We start from the raw sequence: 20,097 nt of genomic DNA, 5'->3' as shown, positions 1-20,097 counted from the left end.
TTTACCAATCACTTGATTGGCAAAAATATTTGGGACTTTCACGCAAGGGTTTTCCGCAGCCCGAACGAGCCACCCCGAGTGCACCCGAAGACTGATTTCTAGGCCGCTCTGACCCGGTAAAGACCCGGCGGGCTCCCGGTCCAGCCTTTGAAGGCGCGCTGGAACGCGGCCGCATCCGCAAAGCCCAGATCCGAAGCCAGCTCGGCAAAACTGACTCGGCTGGTGCCCAGGCGCGAGACTGCAATGTCCCTACGCAGCTCGTCCTTGATGGCCTGAAACGAGGTACCCGCCGCCGCCAGCTTGCGCTGCAAGGTGGGTGCAGACATGTGCATCTCACGGGCCGCAGATTCCAGGCTTGCCCACTGCGGGCGCGACTGAAGCAGATGGGCCTGAACCAGGGCATCAATGCCCTCGCTCACACGCGGGGGCATGATGGCTGCCGCCGGCCAGCTGGCCACAAAGCTCTGCAGCGTCTGCTCGTCACGGCTGCACACACGCGCCAGCTTGCGCGCATCAAACCAGAAAGCCGAAGCCGGCAAGCCGAAGTGCAGCGATGCCGGAAAAGTGTCGCCATAGTCATTGGCGTAATCAGGCCGTTCGAAGGCAAAGTCGAAACGCTGCACCCTGAGTGTTCCGCCCATCAGCCAGGCCGTCAGCCGCCACAGCACACGCAGAGAGAATTCATACAGAAAATTGGGCAGCGGCGTTGACGTGACAGGCCGCAGCACAATGCCGGCCAGCGCACCATCGCGCACCAGTTGCACCTGCACATCGTCCTGCAGCAGAGCATGTACTTGGCACATGCGCTGCAGCGCATCCTCCATGTCGCGCCCGACCAGCGCATAGCGCGCAATCAACTCCAGGCTGCCCCGCCTGAGCGGGCGCGAGAACTGGCACATGGCCTCATCGCCCAGAGTCTCCACCACCCGCCACATCAGCGCCACGTATTGATCGGTGGTGACACGCGCGCCTTCTTCGTCCAGCAGCATGGGAGCGATACCTGCGCGCAGCAGCAACTGCTCATAGTCCTGACCACGTCGACGCACGCCATTGGTAATACCCCGAACCAAGGCCATGGAGATGGTGAAAGGAATGTTGGAAGCGGCGGGCATGAACAGCGCAGATTGAGGTCTTCTGACATATGAACGATGCACTCCGCAATGGGTTTACGCATCGGTAATTTCTACGATGCAACTCACAACCCTATTGCACACAGTCCACTTGCTTGCCACCTGTTTCGAGGAGTCTTCCATGAGTCGTGATGTATTTGTTGCTGGCGTTGGCATGATTCCCTTCGCCAAACCCGGAAAGAGCGAGTCCTACTTCCAGATGGGCTCCACCGCTGCAGGCCTGGCGCTGGCCGATGCCGGCGTGCCGTATGACGCAGTGCAGCAAGCCTATGTGGGCTATGTCTACGGCGACTCCACAGCCGGTCAGCGTGCGTTGTATGAGGTGGGCATGACGGGCATTCCCATCATCAACGTCAACAACAACTGCTCCACAGGCTCCACCGCCCTGTATCTGGCCCGTCAAGCCGTGGCCAGCGGTACGGCGGACTGCGTGCTGGCTCTGGGTTTCGAGCAGATGAACCCCGGCGCTCTGGGCTCTGTCTACACCGACCGTCCCAACCCCTTTGACCGGTTTGAAGCAGAAACCGACGCGCTGGTGGGCGACAACGGCGTGCCACTGGCACTGCGCTACTTCGGCGGCGCAGGCAAAGCCCATATGGATCAGTACGGCACCAAGCTGTCCACCTTTGCCAAGATTCGCGCCAAGGCCAGCCGCCATGCGGCGCGCAACCCCCTGGCGCTGTTTCGCACCGAGGTGTCAGAGGAGGAGGTCATGGCCTCTCCCGTGATGTGGCCGGGCGTGATGACCCGGCTCATGGCCTGCCCGCCCACCTGCGGCGCAGCGGCTGCTTTGGTGGTGTCTGAAACCTATGCTCGCAGGCATGGTCTGGACCATAGCGTGCGCATTCTCGCCCAGGCCATGACCACCGATGGCCCCGAGACTTTTGATGCACACGATATGCGTGAAGTGGTCGGCTTCAGCATGGCCCGCAACGCGGCGCAGCAAGTCTATAAGCAGGCTGGCATCAGCCCTTCCGACCTGGATGTGGTCGAACTGCACGACTGCTTTGCCCACAACGAGCTGCTGACCTACGAGGCGCTGGGGCTGTGCCCCGTCGGCGGGGCAGAGAAGTTTGTGCTTGATGGCGACAACACCTATGGCGGCAAGTTCGTCACCAACCCTTCGGGTGGCCTGCTGTCCAAGGGACACCCTCTGGGTGCCACAGGTCTTGCCCAGTGCACAGAACTTGTACAGCAGTTGCGTGGCCGCGCCGAGCAGCGCCAGGTCGAGAACGCACGCCTGGCCCTGCAGCACAACCTGGGACTGGGCGGTGCCTGCGTGGTCACTCTGTATGAGCGCGTCTGAGGAGCAACCCATGATAGACAAGAAATGGATTGGCTACGAGTCGCCACCGTCCGAGCTGAGCCTGGAGCGCAGCCGTCTGCGCTTTTTCGCCAAGTCCATTGGCGAGACCAGCGCTATCTACACCGATGTGGAGGCCGCTCGTGCAGCCGGCTATGCCGACCTGCCCGCACCGCCCACGTTTCTGTTTGCGGCTGAAATGGACAGCAGGGCTTCGGATCTGCTTTTGCAGACACTGGAGATTCCGATCGCCAAGATCCTGCACGGCGAGCAAAGCTTTTGCTACCACCAGACGGTCTGTGCGGGCGACAGCATCACCGTGCGCTCCAGGGTCGACGATATCTATGTCAAAAAGAACGGAGCTCTGGAATTCGTTGTGAAAACCTCGCGAGCCACCAACCAGAACAACGATCTGGTGGCCGAGATGCGCTCCGTCATCGTTGTGCGCAACTAGGAAAGGCCGGCCAATGAACACACCCCGCTATGACAGCGTGCAGGTGGGCGATGCCCTGCCCACGCTTCAGTTGCCCGCCATTGACCGCACCACCCTCGCACTGTTTGCCGGAGCGTCGGGTGACCACAACCCCATTCATATCGACACCGACTTTGCACGCAAGGCCGGTATGCCCGATGTGTTTGCCCACGGCATGCTGAGCATGGCCTGGCTGGGCCGCTTGCTGACCGACTGGGCTCCGCAGTCGCGGCTTCGCCGCTTTGATGTCCGCTTTATGGGCATCACCCATCTGGCCAATGCCATCTCATGCAGCGGCCGCATTGCCGAGAAGCGTGATGCCGACCGCAGCGTTCGCATCGAAGTACAGAGCACCAACCAGCATGATCAGACCAAGGTCGCAGGCGATGCCTGGATCAGCCTGCCCTGAATTTGCAAAGGAAGCCGCAATGACAAGAAAACTCGAAGGCAAAGTTGCCCTGGTCTCAGGATCGGGCCGTGGTATTGGCCGCAGCATCGCAATGAAGCTGGCCAGTGAAGGGGCGCGTCTGGTCATCAACGACCTGGATCAGGAGCCTGCCGATGAAACGATTGCCCTGATCCGGGAAATGGGTGGCGAAGCTGTGGCCTGTGTGGGCAATGTCACCCACACCGACTTTGCCGAGCGCTTTGTGGGCACCGCAGTCCAGGAGTTCAAGGGCCTGGACATCATCATCAACAACGCCGGCTACACCTGGGACAACGTGATCCAGAAGATGACGGACGAACAGTGGTATGCCATTTTGGACTGCCACCTGACAGCCCCGTTTCGCATACTGCGTGCTGCCCAGCCCGTGATCAAGGCCCTGTCCAAAGCCGAGATGGAAGCCGGTCGCCGCACGATGCGCAAGGTGGTCAATATCTCCTCCGTGGCCGGCCTGTTCGGCAATGCGGGGCAAAGCAACTACTCCACAGCCAAGGCCGGCATCACCGGCCTGACCATGACACTGGCCAAGGAGTGGGGACGGCTGAACGTCAATGTGAACTGCGTGGCCTTTGGCCTGATCAAGACCCGGCTGACCAACTCCGCCGCCAATGGCGAGACGGCCCACATCGAAGGCCGCGATATCAAGGTAGGCGTGAACCCCGGCCTGATGACCGCCATGGAGCAGACGATTCCCCTGGGTCGCGCCGGCACGCCCGACGAAGCGGCGGGTGCGGTCTACCTCTTTTGCCAACCCGAGTCGGACTACATCAGCGGCCAGACCTTGATGTGTACCGGCGGCCTGACAGGGGTCTGAACATGCTGCTGCCCAAACCATTTCAACATGACTGGATGGATGCCGAGATCGACGCCTTCCGGGAGCAGGTGCGCCGCTATATCGAGCGCGAACTCAGCCCGCATGTACCCAACTGGCGCGCCCAGGGCTATGTGCCACGCGAGACCTGGCGCGGCTTTGGCGCACATGGCTTTCTGCTGCCCGAGATGGACGAACAATGGGGCGGCGGCGGTGGCAACCTGGCCTATCAGCTAGTGGTGCAGGAGGAGCTGACCAAGGCCGAGATTCACGCCATCACCAGCGTGCACACCATCACTGCCCATTACCTAGACACCTATGGCACGCCCGAGCAGAAGCAGCGCTGGCTGCCCAAGCTGTGCAGCGGCGAGTTGCTGGCCGGCATTGCGATGACCGAGCCCAGCGTGGGCTCCGACCTCAAGGCCATGCGCACACGCGCCCAGCGCGATGGTGACCACTACGTCATCAATGGCTCCAAGACCTTCATCACCAATGGCTGCACCGCAAATTTGCTGGTGGTGGCGGTACGCACCGGAGAAGCTGGCAGCGCAGGCGTATCGCTGGTGGTGCTGGAGACGGAAAACCTGCCCGGCTTTCGCGTGGGCCGCAGGCTTGGCAAGATCGGCCAGCATATTTCGGACACCGCCGAGCTGTTCTTTGAAGACCTGAACATACCCGCCAGCCACTTGCTGGGCGGCATCGAGGGCCAGGGCTTCAAGCAGCTGATGAGCCAACTGCCCTATGAACGCATGCTACTAGGGGTCAGTGCCGCTGCAGCTATCGAGATGGCCGTCGCACTGACCGTGGACTACACCCAGCAACGCAAGGCATTCGGCCAGACGATTGCCGACTTTCAGAACACACGATTCAAGCTGGCTGAATGCGCAACCACCGCCCATGTGGTTCGCAGCTTTGTCAACGACTGTATTCAGCGTCTGCTGGATGGCACGCTGGATAACGAGGCCGCCTATATGGCCAAGTGGTGGTGCAGCGAGCAGCAGTGCAAGGTGATGGATGAGTGCCTGCAGCTCTTTGGCGGCTATGGCTATATGGAGGAGTACCCGATTGGCCGGATGTATGCCGATGCACGCATCCAGAAGATCTACGGCGGCGCCAACGAAATCATGAAGGACCTGATCGCCAGACGCCTGTTTTCATAAGCGGGGCTCAAGACCCGCTCTTTCTCCAACACACTGACCTTGGAAGGCCTGTCATGTATCTCACGCAAAATCTGCGCCGCTCCATACAACAGCAGCCCCACGCCACTGCCACGATCTACAACGGTCGCAGACGCAGTTTTGTGCAGTTGGGCGACCGTGTGGCCCGCTTTGCTGGTGCCTTGCGCGCACTGGGTGTGCAAGCGGGCGACCGCGTGGCCATCCTCGGCCTGAACTCCGACTGGTATCTGGAGTACTACCTTGCCACCTACTGGGCGGGCGCTGCCGTCAACCCCATCAATATCCGATGGAGTGCTGCAGAGATCGCCTATTCACTGGACGACTGCGACACCCATGTCCTGCTGGTGGATGACAGCTTTCTGCCCCTGATTCCTGAAATCCGGAAGAGTGCACAAGCTCTGCAGACTCTGATCCACATCGGTGACGGCCCGGCTCCCGAAGGCATGCTTTCCTATGAGGCACTGATTGCCAATACCGAGCCGGTGGAAGACGCCTTGCGTGGCGGAGAGGATCTGGCCGGTGTGTTCTATACCGGTGGCACCACCGGCACGCCCAAGGGCGTGATGCTCTGCCATCGCAATCTCTACACAAACGCCATCTCCGGCGTCTGCGAGAACACGGCACGTCGCAGCAGCGTCGGGCTGCATGCTGCGCCCATGTTTCATCTGGCAGACGGTGCCTTCATGAATGCGCTGCTGGCCGCTGGTGGCTGCCATGTCATGGTGCCGCGCTTTGATCCTGTTGCCGTTCTTCAGGCCATTTCCACAGAATCGGTCACCGACCTGCTGCTGGTACCCACCATGATTCAGATGTTGGTGGACCACCCGGATGTCCATCAATATGACCTGAGTTCGCTGCAGAACATGTTGTATGGGGCGTCGCCCATTTCCGAAGGTCTGCTGGATCGGGCCATGAAGACCATTCCCAGCGTCGGCTTCACCCAGGCCTATGGCATGACGGAGCTGGCCCCGGTCGCCACGGTTCTGAGCCCCGAAATGCACAGACAGGAGGGATGGGCCCAAGGCCGCCATCGCAGCGCCGGGCGCGCCACGGTCTGCACCGAAGTCCGTATCGTGGACCCCGACGGGCAGGAAGTGGCACGGGGCGAGGTAGGAGAAGTGGTTGTTCGCGGCCCCGGCGTCATGCTGGGCTACTGGAACAAGCCTGCCGAGACTGCCGCAGCCATTCGCAACGGCTGGATGCACACGGGCGATGGCGGTCGCATGGATGACGAGGGCTATGTCTTCATCGTCGATCGCCTCAAAGACATGATCGTGACTGGCGGCGAGAACGTCTACAGCGTGGAAGTGGAAAGCGTCATCACCACCCATCCAGGCGTCGCATCCTGCGCCGTCATTGGCGTGCCCAGCGAGCAATGGGGCGAGCTGGTGCATGTCTTCATCGTGCGCAAAACCGGTGCCATGCTCGAGGCCGATGAGCTAATCCAGTTCTGCAAGAATCGCATTGCCCACTACAAATGCCCGCGTGAGGTTTCCTTCATCGACGCCATGCCGCTATCTGGCGCGGGCAAGATCTTGAAGACCACACTACGCGCCCCCTTCTGGGCCAACCAGGAAAGAAAGGTCGCCTGATGTCCGAACTCGTTCTATGGGAGCAGCGCAATGGCGTCGGCCATATCGTGCTGAACCAGCCCGACCAGGGCAATGTCATCAGCACCCCCATGGCCCATGCCCTGGCCGCTGTGGTGCAACAGGCTTGCAGGGCAGATATTGGCGCTGTGTTGATCTCTGCTGCAGGCAAGCAATTTTGCGTGGGTGGGGATATCCGTGAGTTCGTGCAAAACCGCAATCACCTGCCCCGCCAGATCACGGAAATCCTGGCCCTGCTCAACCCCACCATGCACGCACTGGTCACCATGCCCGTGCCGGTCATCAGCGCCATTCAGGGTGCGCTTGGCGGTGGCGGCATTGGGCTGGGTCTGTGTGCTGACATCGTGCTGGCTTCCACCAAGGTGTTCCTGCGCGGTGGTTACTCGGCCATAGGGTTGAGCCCGGATCTGGGCTCCTCCTATTACCTCAGCCGCAGGGCCGGTGCGGCCAAGGCCAAGTACCTGCTGATGAGCAACCGTCCTGCCTCTGCCCAGGACTGCTTGCGCATGGGCATCTTTGACGAGCTGCATGAGCCGGATGCTCTGGCTGCCCAGGCCCTTCAACTAGCCGAAGAGCTGGCTGCAGGCGCCACCCCTTCTCTGGCCCATATCAAAAGGCTCTGCGACAGCGCCCACAGCCATGATCTGGCCGCCCACCTTGAGGCCGAACGCCTGGCCATCATCGACTGCGCCAGCCATGCCAACAGCAGTGAGGGCGTGAGCGCCTTTCTGGAAAAGCGCACTCCAGCTTTTTCACGCCGCTGACACTGCCTTTTATTTAAGCAACACATGCAAAACCTTTGTGAGCAAGGCTTTGCAGACATTTCCCCGGAATTACCCACAGACCGGCCCACATGATCTGGGGACAAGCCAAGCTGTTGTGTAATCACCCGCATGCCACGATTGATAGCTCCCAGCAAGGACGAAAGTGCCCTGCTCCCTCCATTTCTGGAATTGCCCGAACATGCAATCCACCTTCCGCAGTCCGAAGACGAATTTGAAGCCGCCTTCCAGGCCATGAATGCAGAGCCGGTGCTCGGCTTTGACACGGAAAGCAAACCCATCTTCAATATCGGCCAGCAGGACAACGGCCCTCATCTGGTGCAGCTCGCCACGGCCAGCCAGGTCTGGCTGCTGCAGCTGCACAGGCCCATGGCTCTGGAAGTGTCGCGCATGGTGCTGGCTGCAGAACATATCTGCAAGGTCGGCTTCGGGCTCGATAACGATAAACACTCCCTGCCCCGCAGGCTGGGAGCGCCGCTGATCAATATTCAGGACCTGGACAGCCGATTCAAGCGGCTCGGATACGGCCCATCGGTGGGTGTGCGTGCCGCCGCAGCGCTGGTACTCCAGCAGAGCTTTCGCAAATCCAAGCGCACCACCACCTCCAACTGGGCCGCCGCAGAACTCAGTTCAGCCCAGCGGCGCTACGCCGCCAATGACGCCCATGCCCCGGCCGTGATCTATGCGCACCTGCCCGCCTGGGAAAGCGCCCTTCCCGTCCTTCCACGGCGCGCCCCCAGAAGTCCGAGGTCCTGAAGTATCGGGCCTCCGATCGCGAGCTGAATCCTGAAGGCAAGGCGCCATGGGATCTGGGCCTGATGACGGGACTCAGGCAATCATTCTCCATTGCAGCTGGCTCTCGTCTTGCGCAGAGCTCATGACGCAATCCCGCCCCGCCTTCTTGGCCTGGTAGAGCAGCGCATCGGCCTGGGCCAGTGCCTGCTCGAAATCCTGCGCGGAACTGAGTGCAGCAATGCCAAAACTGGCTGTCACCCTCAGTTTCGCAGGCAAAGCTCCGAACTCATGGCTTTGCAAGCGCTCACGCACACGCTCCACGATGGCTTGCGCTTCGAACAGCTTCACTCGCGATAGCAACAAGACGAACTCCTCTCCGCCAAAGCGGGCAACAAGATCACAGTCTCTGACCTGCTGAGTCAGCAGCTGTGCCAGTTGCTGCAGCACCTGATCGCCAGCTGCATGGCCCCAGTTGTCGTTGATGTACTTGAAATGATCGATGTCCACAGCGACCACGGCCCAGGGCACCAGCCGCTGATCGGCCAAGCGCGACTCTGCGGCCTCCATGAAAGCACGACGATTGAGCAGGCGCGTCAAAGAGTCCCGGTTACGCTCTTCGCGCAATGTCGTCATCACATCCCTGACCGAACAGGCCAGCAGTCCTACAGCAAACCACATTGCAAACAGAAGCGCTATGGCCTGGGTGAGCAGCCAGTATCCGGACCGGGTCAGTTCCTGCACTTCGTACACAGGCAACAGACTGACGGCCGCAGGCCGGAACAAGGCATTGCAGACATTGAGCCCATAGGCCCAGCGCACTCCGCGCTCCAGCCAGTCCTTTGAGGAGCCGGCCCTGAGAAAGGCCGGTATGGCCAGGGTCAGCTGCAGCGCCATCGCCATCGCCAGACACTGCACGCGGACCCACAAGTTATTCTCGATCCGGGAAAAGTAGAACAGCACGGACAGGGCGACGACAGCGATCAGAATTCCGCCGGGCACACTCGCCCCTGCAGACCCCTGCCTGAGGGAAACCCCTTGCGCCAGCGACCAGGTTCCGAGCAGATACAGACATGCCGTGGCCATGGCAAACTGGCTCAGCTGCGCATTGCTCATCAGGCTTTGCGCAGCCAGAGCCGTCGCGAGCAGCACATAGCCGCCCACCAGCCAGAGCAGAAACATGGCACGCGGCTGTCGGCGCTGCACATACCAGCACGCCAGCAAGGCAAGCCCGAACAACATCACGCAAGCCGGTGCGATCAAGGCAAAGTACAAATCTGCAGGCTGGCCCAATTGAGGTTCTCCGCGCAGGAAACTGTGAATTCAACGTCATCCATTCTCCGGCGAGAAGTATCCCCGGCTTTCACTGCGGCATAAGCACATAGCCATTAGGTCGTTCTCCTGCGTCGACGACCTGCCCATAATCAATGATGCCAAAGCCCGCGCTGCGGCCTTCGAATAACTTGCCAAAGAGACACATATATGCGCTTAGAGACACTGGCCGTACATGCCGGCTATTCCCCCGATCCCACCACCAAGGCTGTGGCCGTACCCATCTACCAGACAGTAGCCTATGCGTTTGACAGTGCCCAGCATGGTGCCGACCTGTTTGATCTGAAGGTCCCTGGCAATATCTACACACGCATCATGAACCCCACCACCGACGTGCTGGAAAAGCGCGTCGCGGCACTCGAAGGCGGCATTGCCGCACTGGCCCTGGCCTCGGGCATGGCGGCCATCACCGCCGCAATCCAGACTCTGGCCGAAGCGGGTGACAACATCGTGTCGGCCAGCACACTCTATGGCGGCACCTACAACCTGTTTGCCCACACCTTTCCGCAGCAGGGCATCGAGGTGCGTTTTGCCGATGCACGCGATCCGGCCAGCTTCGGAAAGCTGATCGACGCCAGGACCAAGGCGGTATTCATCGAATCTATAGGCAACCCGCTTGGCAATGTGACCGATATCCGTGCTCTGGCCGATGTGGCACACCAACATGGCGTACCACTGATTGTCGACAACACCGTGCCCTCTCCCTATCTGCTGCGGCCGTTCGAACATGGCGCAGACATCGTGGTGCATTCGCTGACCAAGTACCTGGGCGGCCACGGCACCAGCGTGGGCGGGGCGATCGTGGACAGCGGCAAGTTCCCCTGGGCCGAGCACAAGGCGCGCTTCAAGCGCCTGAACGAGCCCGACGTCAGCTATCACGGCGTGGTCTACACCGAAGCGCTTGGCCCCGCCGCCTTCATCGGCCGCGCCCGCGTCGTTCCGCTGCGCAATATGGGCGCCGCCATCTCACCGCAGAACGCCTTCCAGATCCTGCAAGGCATTGAAACCCTGGCCCTGCGGATGGACCGCATCTGCGAAAACACGCAGAAGATTGCCGAAACCCTGCAGCAACACCCCAAAGTGGAATGGGTGCGCTATGCCGGACTCAAGGACCACCCCGACCACGCCATCGTGCAAAAGCAGTCTGGCGGCCGCGCCTCCGGCATTCTCTCCTTCAGCCTCAAGGGCAGCGAAGGCCGTGCTGCAGGAGCGCGTTTCCTGGATGCGCTGCAGCTGTTCACGCGCCTGGTCAATATCGGCGATGCCAAGTCGCTGGCCACCCACCCCGCCTCCACAACGCATCGCCAGCTCGACGCCGACGAGCTGGCCAAGGCCGGCGTCACCGAAGGCATGGTGCGCCTGTCCGTGGGCATCGAGCATATTGACGACCTGCTGGCCGACCTGAACCAGGCACTCGAACAGGTCTGAAGCAGCTTCCCACTCTGGCGCGCGACTTCACACATCGCGCGCCAGGCGCAGTCCCGTCATCTGCCAGCGAGCCGTTGCAGGAAAGAAATTGCGATAGGTCAGCCGCGCATGGCCGGCAGGCGTGAGGCAGGAGCCGCCGCGCAGCACGTACTGGTTGACCATGAACTTGCCGTTGTACTCACCCACAGCCCCCTCGGCCACGCGAAAGCCCGGGTAGGCGGCATAGGACGAATGCGTCCACTCCCAGACCTGGCCGATTGCCGCACCCTGACAGCCGGCCGCCGCCTCGGGATGCAGGCTGGACCGGGACGCAGGCCAGTCATGCAGGCCCATGGCCACCTCCCACTCCATCTCCGTCGGCAGGCGTGCACCAGCCCAGCGTGCATAGGCATCGGCCTCGAAATAGGAGATATGACAGACAGGCCGCAGCGCGTGCAGAGCCCTCACACCATAGAGGCTGAACTCCTGCCAGCCCCCGTCACCTGCATGGCCTTCGGCATCCCTCCAGTAGCAGGGGTGGCTCAGTTGCTGGGCCTGGCACCAGTCCCAGCCCTCGGCCAGCCACCATTGCGGCTGGCGGTAGCCGCCATCCAGCACAAAGCGCAGAAACTCGCCATTGTTTACCGGCCTCGATGCAATCTGTGCGGCCTGCACATAGACACTGTGCATGGGCATCTCATTGTCAAAGGCGAAATCGCCACCGCCGTGGCCTATGCGGTAGATGCCGGCCTCCACCGGCCGCCATGTGAGGTCTGCATGGGCCGGCCCGGAGTCCGTCTCGGCCAGCGAGTCCGCTGCATAAGCAGGCCAAAGCGGGTGGCAGGAAAGCAAATGCTTGATGTCGGTGAGCAGCAGCTCCTGATGCTGCTGCTCGTGCTGCAGACCCAATGTGATGAGCTGGGCCACCGCCTGCTGCGTTGTCGGCTTTCTCTCTTTCATGGCCGCCATCAGCGCCAGCATCTGCTCATCCACCACGGCGCGATAAGTCATGATCTGTGCCAGGGATGGCCTCGTCAACAAGCCCCGCTGGGCTCGCGGATGCCGTGCCCCCACCTGCTGGTAGTAGGAGTTGAACAGCATGCGATAGCTGGCATCGAAAACCTGATGTCCCTGCTGATGCACAGCCAGTACAAAGGTTTCAAAAAACCAGCTGGTATGGGCCAGATGCCATTTGGCAGGACTGGCATCGGGCATGGATTGCACGCAGGCATCTTCGGCGGACAGTGGCGCTGCCAGCTTTTGCGTACAGGCTCTCACCCGTTCGAACTGCAGCGCCAGCACCATCCAGTCCCATGCCTCGGACGAGACGGAAAGGGGCTGAACCATAGCTTCAGGCATGTGCATGGATGACGGCAAACCATTGCTGCTCATCGGTCCAGACCTGGGGAGCGGAAAAGCCCGCATGCGCCAGCATGGAGAGAAAATCAGACAGAGGGTATTTGTAGCTGCTCTCCGTGTGGATGGTCTCGCCCTGGGCAAAGTGGCGCACACCTTGAGGCCAGCACACCATGACGGGGCAACGGGCGCGCAAATGCATCTCTATGCGAGAGTTCCGGCTGTCGAAGCGCGCCTCGTGCGCCCAGTCCCGAAGATTGAAATCACTGCCCAGCAGACGGTTTGCATGATTGAGCACATTCAGGTTGAACTCGGCGGTAACGCCCTGTTCATCATCGTAGGCAGCCAGCAAGACCGGAACCGGTTTGGGTAGGTCGATACCGATCAGCAGCCCGCCGTCGCCCGCAACCAGCGAATGCATGTGGCGCAGCATATGCAGCGCCTGCTGGGTATCGAAGTTGCCGATCGAGGAGCCCGGATAGAACAGCTCACGCCGCGCCTTCGGCACGCCCGGCGGCAAATGCCAGTCCCCCGTGAAATCCGCCGCAACCGCACTCGCCCTCAGTCGAGGAAAGTCCTGCTCCAGTCTGGCCACCGCGGCCTGCAGGAACTCGACCGCAATATCCACCCCCAGAAATTGCTGCGGCCCCACGCTGCGGCACAGGCGTCGCACCTTTTCGCAATTGCCCGCGCCCAGCTCTATCAGCACCTGGCAGCCTGCCATGGCCTGGGCGATCTGCAGGTCGTACCGGGCCATGATGGCAGCCTCGGTTCTTGTGGGGTAGTACTCGGGTAGCTCGGTTATCTGCTCGAACAGGGCGCAGCCGCGCGCGTCATACAGGAATTTGGGGGAAATCTGTGCCTGCCGCTGCATCAGCCCTTGTGCCAGCTCTTCACACAGTGGCATCTGCGGGGCTGTGCAAGGCTCTGCAGCCTTGAGCATGGAGGCCAGAGGCAATGGAATGCGCCCTGCGCGAGACAAAGACTCGATGGATGCTGCCTGCCTGTCCGGTATCGCGCGCATGCTGATTCTCCTGATGAGCCGATCGCGCGATACAGCCATTGCCCGCGCCATCACTGCCAAGACTGCTTTGGGTCCTAAAGCCTAGCGCTGTCGACAACAGGCGCAAGTAGGACTGAAGCCAGCGATACTTTTACTGCATGTGCATGCAGCAATGCTGACAAAGCCAATACTGATCCTGGAACTCACCAAAAAAAATCGGTATCCCGCACTGGCGGAATACCGATCAAACATACACCCTAGCCTCCGGAGCCTCCGGGCCATGCCGGCCCATTGACCCCGTTGCACCACAGAGCCTGTGGTGCGTGCCTCGCCTGCGGGAAGAAGGCCACCGACGAGAACACTCTTTGCCGTGAAGCTATCAGAAGCGATAGCCCACGCCCACGCCCACCAGCCATGGGTCAACCTTGAACTTGGTGTCCTGGAACACGCCTGCACCGGTCACCTTGGTGCCCAGATAGACCTTCTTGACGTCAAAGTTCAGCGACCAGTTCTTGTCCAGCGCATAGTCGAAGCCGATCTGCAGCGCACCGCCGAAGCTGTTCTTCTTCACGGTCACGGCACCGTCGAGAATGCTCACGTTCGAGAAGCGTGTGTAGTTCACGCCTGCACCCACATAAGGCTTGAAGGCGCCGAAGTTGGTGAAGTGGTACTGCGCCAGCAAGGTGGGAGGCAGATGCTTGAGCGTGCCGATCTTGTCGCCATTCAGGCGCACATCATGCTTTTGGGGGAAGGTCAGAATCAGCTCGGCAGCGATATTGGGCGTGAAGAAGTAAGACACATCCAGCTCGGGCATCCACTTGTTGTTGATGCTGACGCCTGCGTCACCAGCAGCGCCACCGTTGTCGCTGTCCAGATGCACGGCACGCGCACGCACCATCCAGGGGCTTGTGCCGTCAAACGAGGATTGTGCAAAAGCGGCACCGGCAGTCAGGGCGCTGGCAACGGCGGCGATTGCGATCAGAGTCTTTTTCATGGGCTTTTCCTTGAAGAGATGGCAGAAAGCTTGTTTGCCTTCCTTGATAGTGATTGAAACAAAGCCACTCGTTTGCGGCTTTGTCCCACATCAACCCGCACACCAAGATGCCAAAGAAAAAGGCCGGCGTTGCCCTTCGGCCACGCCAGCCCCATATCCTGATTCAGCGCAAAGCCCCGCGCCGCCCGCAGTGCTAGCTGCACCCTGGAGTTATCAATGTGCGGCCCTGGCCGGACGCAGCTTGTGCCAGAGCGTCACGCAGATGACTACGGCACTGCCTATGGCGGCGCCCACCACCACATGTATCAGCAACGGCCCCAGCGCTGCCGCCACGCCGCCCATGGGTGCAATCACCTGCTGTATCCAGTGCTCGACGGGCGTGATGCCATGCACCAGCAGGCTGCCGCCAACGAGGAACATGGCCGCAGTGCCGACAATCGACAGCCCGCGCATCAGCCAGGGGGTGAAGGCGATCAGACCACGGCCTGCTGCCTTGGCGACGCTGCCGCTCCTGTCCATCAGCCAGCCGCCCACATCGTCCATGCGCACAATGCCGGCCACCAGTCCGTAGACGAACACGGTGATGCCAAGAGCCACGGCGATCAGCACCGCCGCCTGCTCCCAAATGGGCTTGGTCGCCACGGTGCCCAGCGCAATCGCCATGATTTCGGCCGACAGAATGAAGTCCGTGCGCACGGCGCCCTTGACCTTCTGCTTTTCATAATCCATCGGGTCCATCTGCTTTTCACGTGCGGCACGCACCGATGAGGGCGCCACACCCTTGTGAACGGCCTCCTCGGCATCGACGACGGCATCATGCACATCATGCTTTTGATGCTTGTGAAACAGCTCCAGGATCTTCTCCACGCCTTCAAAGCAGAGAAACGCCCCCCCCACCATCAGCAAGGGCGTGATCAACCAGGGCACAAAGGCGCTGATCAACAACGCCGCGGGCACCAAGATGGCCTTGTTCAGCAGCGAGCCCTTGGCCACAGCCCAGACCACGGGCAGCTCCCGGTTGGCCTTCACTCCCGTGACCTGCTCGGCATTGAGTGCCAGATCGTCGCCCAGCACGCCGGCCGTCTTCTGCACCGCCACCTTGGTCTGGGTAGCCACATCGTCCAGAATTGCCGTGCTCTTGCCTGCCGCAGTCTTGGTCATCAAGGCCACGTCGTCGAGCAAGCTAGCAATATCGTCTAGCAACATCAAAAGGCCGGCACCTGCCATCGTTTCTCCCGGTGTTTGCAAAATCGCCATCATGCCTGCAAACCGTGCCAAGATTGCGACAGGAAATTGCCAATCAGCTGCGCGTTCGCCACGGCCCTGGCTTTGCAGCGACAATGAGCGCCCTTATCGAACGGAAACCCTGTGACTCAAGCCATCGCCCATGCCGAACTGATTGCCAGCTACCGCAAACTTGCCGCAGAGGCCGCCAAGAAGGCGGAACTGGTCAAGGCCGCTGCAGGCAAAGGCCCCAAAACCATTGCAACGGTCAGCGAAACCGCTGCCAAGGCCGCGCGCCGCCGTGATGTGATGGCCGCCAGGCTGGCCAAGCTCGGCGTCGTTCTGCCGGACTGAGCCCCAACAAGCAGTCTTCTTCCGGCAGTCTTCCTATTTGCTGGTCTTGAAGCCCTGCGTCGCCGCCCAGGCGGCCACATCGTCGCGGCGGATGGCCGCTGCCATGAGCTGCGGAAAGGCATCGGGGGTGCAGGCAAACGAGGGCACGCCCAATGCCGCCAGCTTGGCCGCCAGTTCCGCGTCATAGGCCGGAGCTCCCTCGTCGCTGAGCGCCAGCAGCGTGATGAACTGCACGCCGGCTTCCACCAGCTCGTTGGCGCGGCGCAGCAGGCCCGACTCCACACCGCCTTCGTAGAGGTCGGAGATCAGCACCAGAATGCTGTTGCGCGGCTCGCTGATCAGCCCCTGACAATAGCCGACCGCACCATTGATATCTGTGCCACCGCCCAGTTGCACACCAAACAGCACATCGACGGGATCGTCGAGTTTTTCCGTCAGGTCGACCACGGCCGTATCAAACACCACCAGCTTGGTGGCCACCGCCGGCAGACTGGCCATCACCGCACCAAAGATGCTGGAATAGACCACCGAGTTGGCCATGGAGCCGCTCTGGTCAATGCACAGGATCACCTCGCGCTGCGGGCGGCGCGCCTTGCGCCCATAGCCAATCAGCGTCTCCGGAACAATGGTCTTGTATTCGGGCTGCCAATGGCGCAGGTTGGCGCGTATGGTGCGATTCCAATCGATCTCGGCATGGCGCGGGCGTCGGTTGCGCTGGCTGCGATCCAGCGCCCCGGCCACGGCACTGCGCATGGGCTCCTCGAGCTTTTTCATCAGCTCGTCCACCACCTTGCGCACCACCAGCCGCGCCGTGGCCTTGGTGTTCTGCGGAATCACCGAGCCCAGCGAAATAAGGTCCGCCACCAGATGCACATCGGGCTGCACGTTCTCCAGCATCTCGGGCTGCAGCAGCAGCTCGCGCAGATTCAGGCGCTCCATGGCATCGCGCTGCATGACCTGCACGACCTGGCTCGGAAAGTATTTGCGGATATCCCCCAGCCAGCGCGATACCGAGGGCGAGGAGTTGCCGCGTCCGCCCTTGCGCGATGCCAGCTTGCTGTCTTCCTCATACAAGGCGGCCAGCGCCTGGTCCATCTCCTGCAAGCGGCCCGTCACACCGCCGCAACTGGCGTCAGCGGGGCTACCCAGCACCATGCGCCAGCGCTGCAGCCGCGTAGTGGGCTGCAGCTCTTCGGACTCCTGTTGCGGCTCGGTCGCCAAATTTGCTGTTTGCTTCATCGTCACACCTTGGCCGCAGCCGCATCAAAATCGGTAGCTGTTTGGGCTTGTCCCATCAGCGCCTGAGGCAGATTCAAGCCCAGCAACTCATTGAGCATGGGCAAGGCCAGCAAGGCACGCGACTCATCCCAGGGCGCAGCATCGTCCGCAGCGCCCACGGCAGGGCTAGGTGCCGCAGCGCCCCCCACAGGCGTTCGCTTGACCTTGTCACCCAGGCTTTGCCGCTCGTGATTGCTGAAGGTCGAGAAGCTGCGTCGCACCAACGGCAGAATCTGTGCAAACTGCACCTCGCCCAGACCGCTGAGCCAGGCATCGACAGCACCCCAGATGGACTCGTCATGCAGCAGCACCAGCGCCTGCTGGTTCAGGAAACCGTCCAGCCAGGCGGCCACATCCATGGGCGCCGCGCCCAGCGAAAGATTGCGGTTGAACTGACGCACGATTTCAGCGCTTTCCAGCAACTGCTCGTCCAGCAGCAAACGACAGGCCATGCCGCGCAGCAGTGCCGCTGCGGCATCCCCCATGGCCAGGCTGCGCAGTGCCAGGCGCCAGGCATCCACCGCCTGCTGCGCCTCGCCGTTGCTGGTGCGCAGCCGCAGTGCCTCATGCGCCGCCAGCACCTTGGTCTTCATGGCGGCCGCAGCATCCTCATCCATGGCCATGCAGGCAACAGGCAGGCCGATGGCGGCGCGCAGCACCAGCGAATCGATCACGCCGGCCAGCAAGGCGGTATCGGTCTGGCGCACGCTGCCGTAGCGATAGACATTGGCCAGCGGCGGCAAGGCCTGCAGCAGCTGGGCCACATCGCCCGTGGTGGCTGCACGCTGTGCCAGCGTGACGATCAGGGCCTCGACCAGCTGCGGTAAATCGGCCAGCAGTGCATCATCGATGGCCTGCGCGATTTCGGGCAGCGAGGTCTCGGGCGTCAGGCTGGAGCGCAGCCTGGCCGTGGCGGCCTGGGCCACGGTCGCGCCATGCACGCTGGCCTCGATGATGCGCACCGCCAGCTCAGGCTCCCACTGCAGTTGCCAGCTTTCGCGGAAGGTGCCCCGGTTGCGCTGGGCATCGGTGGCGCGCACTCCCCATTCAATGCCGAGCAGGCGCAGACGGTGCAGAAAATGGCTGCGTGCAAGATCCGTGTCCTTGCGCAAATCCAGCGCCAGCAGCTTGCTTGCCGCCTCGGGCTTGAGACGCAGCGACTTCTGCTGCTGCTCGATATCACGCTGCAGCGGCACCTGGGGAACATCGGCAGGCACCTGGCCCAGCACATGACCGACGGTCAGTTCCTCGTCGATCAACCTGAGCGGTGCGTCCTCGCCCATGCAGATCACGGTGACGATGGCCTCGTTGATTTCGTCCAGGCCGGGCACGGGCTGGCCGCGCAGCGCCGCCAGACTCTCGGACAGCCGCGTCGCCTCGATGATGTGGGCGCTGGAGCAGTCCAGGTCCTTGTCGCGCAGCAGATGGGCCACGCGCGTCAGCCAGCCAGCTGTACGCAGCGTGGCCGGAGAAACCACGTTTTGGATAGCGGCTTGCGCTTTACCATCAAGTGTTTGAGGCTGATTTGACTCCAAATCCGAGGACGACTGATAGCACTGCCACAGATGCTGGTACCAGCCCGGCGAAGTCACACCCGCACCATAGCCGCTGCTGCTGGCCAGGTTTCGATAAGTCCAGGGGGCCCAGGTCGCCAGCACCTTGGCCTTGGGCAGGCCCTTGAGCAGGGCGCTGTCGGCCTTGGCCGTCACGCTGGCCCTGAGGGCCGGCACATGCCAGGCACCGCAGACCACGGCAATGCGCTGGTGGCCAGCCTTGCTCGCCTCGCGGATGCACTGGCGCATATGGGCTTCGCGCAGTGCCTCGCGCTTCATGTATTCCTCGCCGCGCCAATGTTCGCCGTCCTTGGACAGTTCTTCGCGAGCTGCCGCCATCACCTCGCCAATGCTTTCAAACAGTGCTTCGCTGTCGCCGCGCTCCTCGACCAGACGGTTCCACCAGCTCTCGCCGTCGTCAAAGCCTGCGGCATGGGCCAGCCAGTCCAGCGGATCGCGGTGCAGATGCCAGGCAGCGTTTGCCGGGACCTCTTGAGGCTGCTCATGCCCGTCGCCATCCTGCATATCGGCAAGCGCCTCGGCCGGTGCCGCATCCGGCTCCTGCCCCGCATCGTTTGCTCCGTCCTCGGCATCCGCTGGCTGCGCTGCTTCATCGGCATCCTCAGCCTCTTGCGCCGCCTTTTTGAGCGCCTCGCGGCGCGCAAACTCGATGGCCATGCCATGGGTCTGCGGCAGGTCGATAAAACGCGTGGCAACACCCTGGCGAATGGCCCACTGCAATGCCTGCCATTCGGGTGAAAACTCGGCAAACGGATAAAACGCGGCCTGGCTGGGCTCGTCCTGCATATAGACCAGCATGGCCACGGGCGGGCGCAGCTCGGCACTTTGCAGCATCGGCAGCAGCGCCTCCCCCTCGGGCGGGCCTTCCACCAGCAGGCAATCGGGCTGCAGGGCCTCAAGCGCCTGCAGCAGACTGCGAGCGCAGCCCGGGCCGTGATGGCGTATGCCAAAGAAATGAACAGAATCAGCGGAAGTGGCCATGGGCTTGTCAGAGGGCTCAAGAAAGGGATAGCAAGGTCTCTGGCTGTGAAGACAGCTCAGCCCATCACAGATGGGCGGTTGAGACGAGGCGTCATCACCGAAGACAGTAGCAACGCTAAGGCGAGGTGATG

18 protein-coding genes are annotated in these 20,097 nt (G+C 61.8%); 10 read left to right on the top strand and 8 right to left on the bottom strand.

Annotated elements, in window-relative coordinates:
- Positions 1–98 precede the first annotated feature (98 nt).
- Complete coding sequence (locus FSY59_RS03415; protein WP_003056469.1) at positions 99–1,112, bottom strand: AraC family transcriptional regulator; 1,014 nt, start codon at positions 1,110–1,112, stop codon at positions 99–101.
- A gap of 139 nt (positions 1,113–1,251) precedes the next feature.
- Between FSY59_RS03415 and FSY59_RS03410 the strand changes: the two genes are divergently transcribed.
- The 8 genes from FSY59_RS03410 (at position 1,252) to FSY59_RS03375 (ending at position 8,487) form a co-directional block, all read left to right on the top strand.
- Positions 1,252–2,436, top strand: a complete 1,185-nt coding sequence (locus FSY59_RS03410; protein WP_148728453.1) for a lipid-transfer protein — start codon at positions 1,252–1,254, stop codon at positions 2,434–2,436.
- Between the two features lie 10 nt (positions 2,437–2,446).
- The gene (locus FSY59_RS03405; RefSeq protein WP_003056473.1) at positions 2,447–2,887 is read left to right on the top strand and encodes a MaoC family dehydratase N-terminal domain-containing protein; all 441 of its coding nucleotides are present in this window, start codon (positions 2,447–2,449) and stop codon (positions 2,885–2,887) included.
- Between the two features lie 13 nt (positions 2,888–2,900).
- Entirely contained in the window at positions 2,901–3,314 is a 414-nt protein-coding gene (locus FSY59_RS03400; RefSeq protein ID WP_003056474.1) for a MaoC family dehydratase, read from the top strand.
- A 19-nt stretch (positions 3,315–3,333) separates the two neighbouring features.
- Positions 3,334–4,164 (top strand): SDR family NAD(P)-dependent oxidoreductase, encoded by an 831-nt coding sequence (locus FSY59_RS03395; protein WP_043372069.1) that lies wholly within the window; start codon positions 3,334–3,336, stop codon positions 4,162–4,164.
- A gap of 2 nt (positions 4,165–4,166) precedes the next feature.
- Positions 4,167–5,321 carry an acyl-CoA dehydrogenase family protein gene (locus tag FSY59_RS03390; protein WP_019043516.1) on the top strand — a complete coding sequence of 385 codons (1,155 nt, stop codon included), beginning with the start codon at positions 4,167–4,169 and terminating at the stop codon, positions 5,319–5,321.
- A gap of 53 nt (positions 5,322–5,374) precedes the next feature.
- Positions 5,375–6,931 carry a long-chain fatty acid--CoA ligase gene (locus tag FSY59_RS03385; protein WP_003056477.1) on the top strand — a complete coding sequence of 519 codons (1,557 nt, stop codon included), beginning with the start codon at positions 5,375–5,377 and terminating at the stop codon, positions 6,929–6,931.
- Positions 6,931–7,713 carry an enoyl-CoA hydratase/isomerase family protein gene (locus tag FSY59_RS03380; protein WP_003056478.1) on the top strand — a complete coding sequence of 261 codons (783 nt, stop codon included), beginning with the start codon at positions 6,931–6,933 and terminating at the stop codon, positions 7,711–7,713. The genes FSY59_RS03385 and FSY59_RS03380 overlap by 1 nt, the downstream gene beginning before the upstream one ends.
- A gap of 129 nt (positions 7,714–7,842) precedes the next feature.
- Entirely contained in the window at positions 7,843–8,487 is a 645-nt protein-coding gene (locus tag FSY59_RS03375) for a 3'-5' exonuclease (protein ID WP_187427887.1), read from the top strand.
- 72 nt (positions 8,488–8,559) lie between these two features.
- Here the strand turns inward: FSY59_RS03375 and FSY59_RS03370 are convergent, their stop codons facing one another.
- The gene (locus tag FSY59_RS03370) at positions 8,560–9,756 is read right to left on the bottom strand and encodes a diguanylate cyclase (RefSeq protein WP_019043513.1); all 1,197 of its coding nucleotides are present in this window, start codon (positions 9,754–9,756) and stop codon (positions 8,560–8,562) included.
- 189 nt (positions 9,757–9,945) lie between these two features.
- Between FSY59_RS03370 and FSY59_RS03365 the strand changes: the two genes are divergently transcribed.
- Positions 9,946–11,223 (top strand): O-acetylhomoserine aminocarboxypropyltransferase/cysteine synthase family protein, encoded by a 1,278-nt coding sequence (locus FSY59_RS03365; RefSeq protein WP_019043512.1) that lies wholly within the window; start codon positions 9,946–9,948, stop codon positions 11,221–11,223.
- A 27-nt stretch (positions 11,224–11,250) separates the two neighbouring features.
- On the opposite strand, the gene egtB is transcribed toward FSY59_RS03365, so the two are convergent.
- From egtB to FSY59_RS03345, 4 genes are all read right to left on the bottom strand, one after another.
- Positions 11,251–12,567, bottom strand: coding sequence for an ergothioneine biosynthesis protein EgtB (gene egtB / locus FSY59_RS03360; RefSeq protein WP_148728452.1), 1,317 nt, complete (start codon positions 12,565–12,567; stop codon positions 11,251–11,253).
- The gene (gene egtD, locus FSY59_RS03355) at positions 12,554–13,465 is read right to left on the bottom strand and encodes an L-histidine N(alpha)-methyltransferase (RefSeq protein WP_148728578.1); all 912 of its coding nucleotides are present in this window, start codon (positions 13,463–13,465) and stop codon (positions 12,554–12,556) included. Before egtD ends, egtB begins: the two co-directional genes overlap by 14 nt.
- Positions 13,466–13,940: 475 nt before the next feature.
- Complete coding sequence (locus FSY59_RS03350; RefSeq protein WP_019043508.1) at positions 13,941–14,555, bottom strand: OmpW family protein; 615 nt, start codon at positions 14,553–14,555, stop codon at positions 13,941–13,943.
- Positions 14,556–14,768: 213 nt separating this feature from the next.
- Complete coding sequence (locus tag FSY59_RS03345; protein WP_003056492.1) at positions 14,769–15,782, bottom strand: DUF808 domain-containing protein; 1,014 nt, start codon at positions 15,780–15,782, stop codon at positions 14,769–14,771.
- A 141-nt stretch (positions 15,783–15,923) separates the two neighbouring features.
- Here FSY59_RS03345 and FSY59_RS03340 point away from each other — a divergent pair, with 141 nt between their 5' ends.
- The gene (locus tag FSY59_RS03340; RefSeq protein ID WP_003056494.1) at positions 15,924–16,133 is read left to right on the top strand and encodes a hypothetical protein; all 210 of its coding nucleotides are present in this window, start codon (positions 15,924–15,926) and stop codon (positions 16,131–16,133) included.
- Positions 16,134–16,166: 33 nt separating this feature from the next.
- Here FSY59_RS03340 and FSY59_RS03335 read toward each other — a convergent pair whose 3' ends face one another.
- Together FSY59_RS03335 and FSY59_RS03330 are read right to left on the bottom strand one after the other, a co-directional pair.
- Positions 16,167–17,372, bottom strand: a complete 1,206-nt coding sequence (locus FSY59_RS03335; RefSeq protein ID WP_003056497.1) for a VWA domain-containing protein — start codon at positions 17,370–17,372, stop codon at positions 16,167–16,169.
- Between the two features lie 2 nt (positions 17,373–17,374).
- Positions 17,375–19,966 carry a DUF5682 family protein gene (locus FSY59_RS03330; RefSeq protein WP_148728451.1) on the bottom strand — a complete coding sequence of 864 codons (2,592 nt, stop codon included), beginning with the start codon at positions 19,964–19,966 and terminating at the stop codon, positions 17,375–17,377.
- Between the last annotated feature and the right edge of the window lie 131 nt (positions 19,967–20,097).

The sequence above is a fragment of the Comamonas sp. Z3 genome (assembly GCF_008121565.1).
Taxonomy (GTDB): domain Bacteria; phylum Pseudomonadota; class Gammaproteobacteria; order Burkholderiales; family Burkholderiaceae_C; genus Comamonas; species Comamonas brasiliensis.
This window is presented reverse-complemented; position numbering and strand designations above follow the sequence as displayed.

What these genes read in the sequence shown, in the direction of transcription:
- FSY59_RS03385 (WP_003056477.1), top strand. Translation starts at nt 5,375, where the DNA reads ATGTATCTCACGCAAAATCTGCGCCGCTCCATACAACAGCAGCCCCAC.
- egtB (WP_148728452.1), bottom strand. Translation starts at nt 12,567, where the DNA reads ATGCACATGCCTGAAGCTATGGTTCAGCCCCTTTCCGTCTCGTCCGAG.
- FSY59_RS03330 (WP_148728451.1), bottom strand. Translation starts at nt 19,966, where the DNA reads ATGGCCACTTCCGCTGATTCTGTTCATTTCTTTGGCATACGCCATCAC.
- FSY59_RS03400 (WP_003056474.1), top strand. Translation starts at nt 2,901, where the DNA reads ATGAACACACCCCGCTATGACAGCGTGCAGGTGGGCGATGCCCTGCCC.
- FSY59_RS03350 (WP_019043508.1), bottom strand. Translation starts at nt 14,555, where the DNA reads ATGAAAAAGACTCTGATCGCAATCGCCGCCGTTGCCAGCGCCCTGACT.
- FSY59_RS03375 (WP_187427887.1), top strand. Translation starts at nt 7,843, where the DNA reads ATGCCACGATTGATAGCTCCCAGCAAGGACGAAAGTGCCCTGCTCCCT.
- egtD (WP_148728578.1), bottom strand. Translation starts at nt 13,465, where the DNA reads ATGCCACTGTGTGAAGAGCTGGCACAAGGGCTGATGCAGCGGCAGGCA.
- FSY59_RS03390 (WP_019043516.1), top strand. Translation starts at nt 4,167, where the DNA reads ATGCTGCTGCCCAAACCATTTCAACATGACTGGATGGATGCCGAGATC.
- FSY59_RS03410 (WP_148728453.1), top strand. Translation starts at nt 1,252, where the DNA reads ATGAGTCGTGATGTATTTGTTGCTGGCGTTGGCATGATTCCCTTCGCC.
- FSY59_RS03395 (WP_043372069.1), top strand. Translation starts at nt 3,334, where the DNA reads ATGACAAGAAAACTCGAAGGCAAAGTTGCCCTGGTCTCAGGATCGGGC.
- FSY59_RS03335 (WP_003056497.1), bottom strand. Translation starts at nt 17,372, where the DNA reads ATGAAGCAAACAGCAAATTTGGCGACCGAGCCGCAACAGGAGTCCGAA.
- FSY59_RS03345 (WP_003056492.1), bottom strand. Translation starts at nt 15,782, where the DNA reads ATGGCAGGTGCCGGCCTTTTGATGTTGCTAGACGATATTGCTAGCTTG.
- FSY59_RS03380 (WP_003056478.1), top strand. Translation starts at nt 6,931, where the DNA reads ATGTCCGAACTCGTTCTATGGGAGCAGCGCAATGGCGTCGGCCATATC.
- FSY59_RS03365 (WP_019043512.1), top strand. Translation starts at nt 9,946, where the DNA reads ATGCGCTTAGAGACACTGGCCGTACATGCCGGCTATTCCCCCGATCCC.
- FSY59_RS03405 (WP_003056473.1), top strand. Translation starts at nt 2,447, where the DNA reads ATGATAGACAAGAAATGGATTGGCTACGAGTCGCCACCGTCCGAGCTG.
- FSY59_RS03415 (WP_003056469.1), bottom strand. Translation starts at nt 1,112, where the DNA reads ATGCCCGCCGCTTCCAACATTCCTTTCACCATCTCCATGGCCTTGGTT.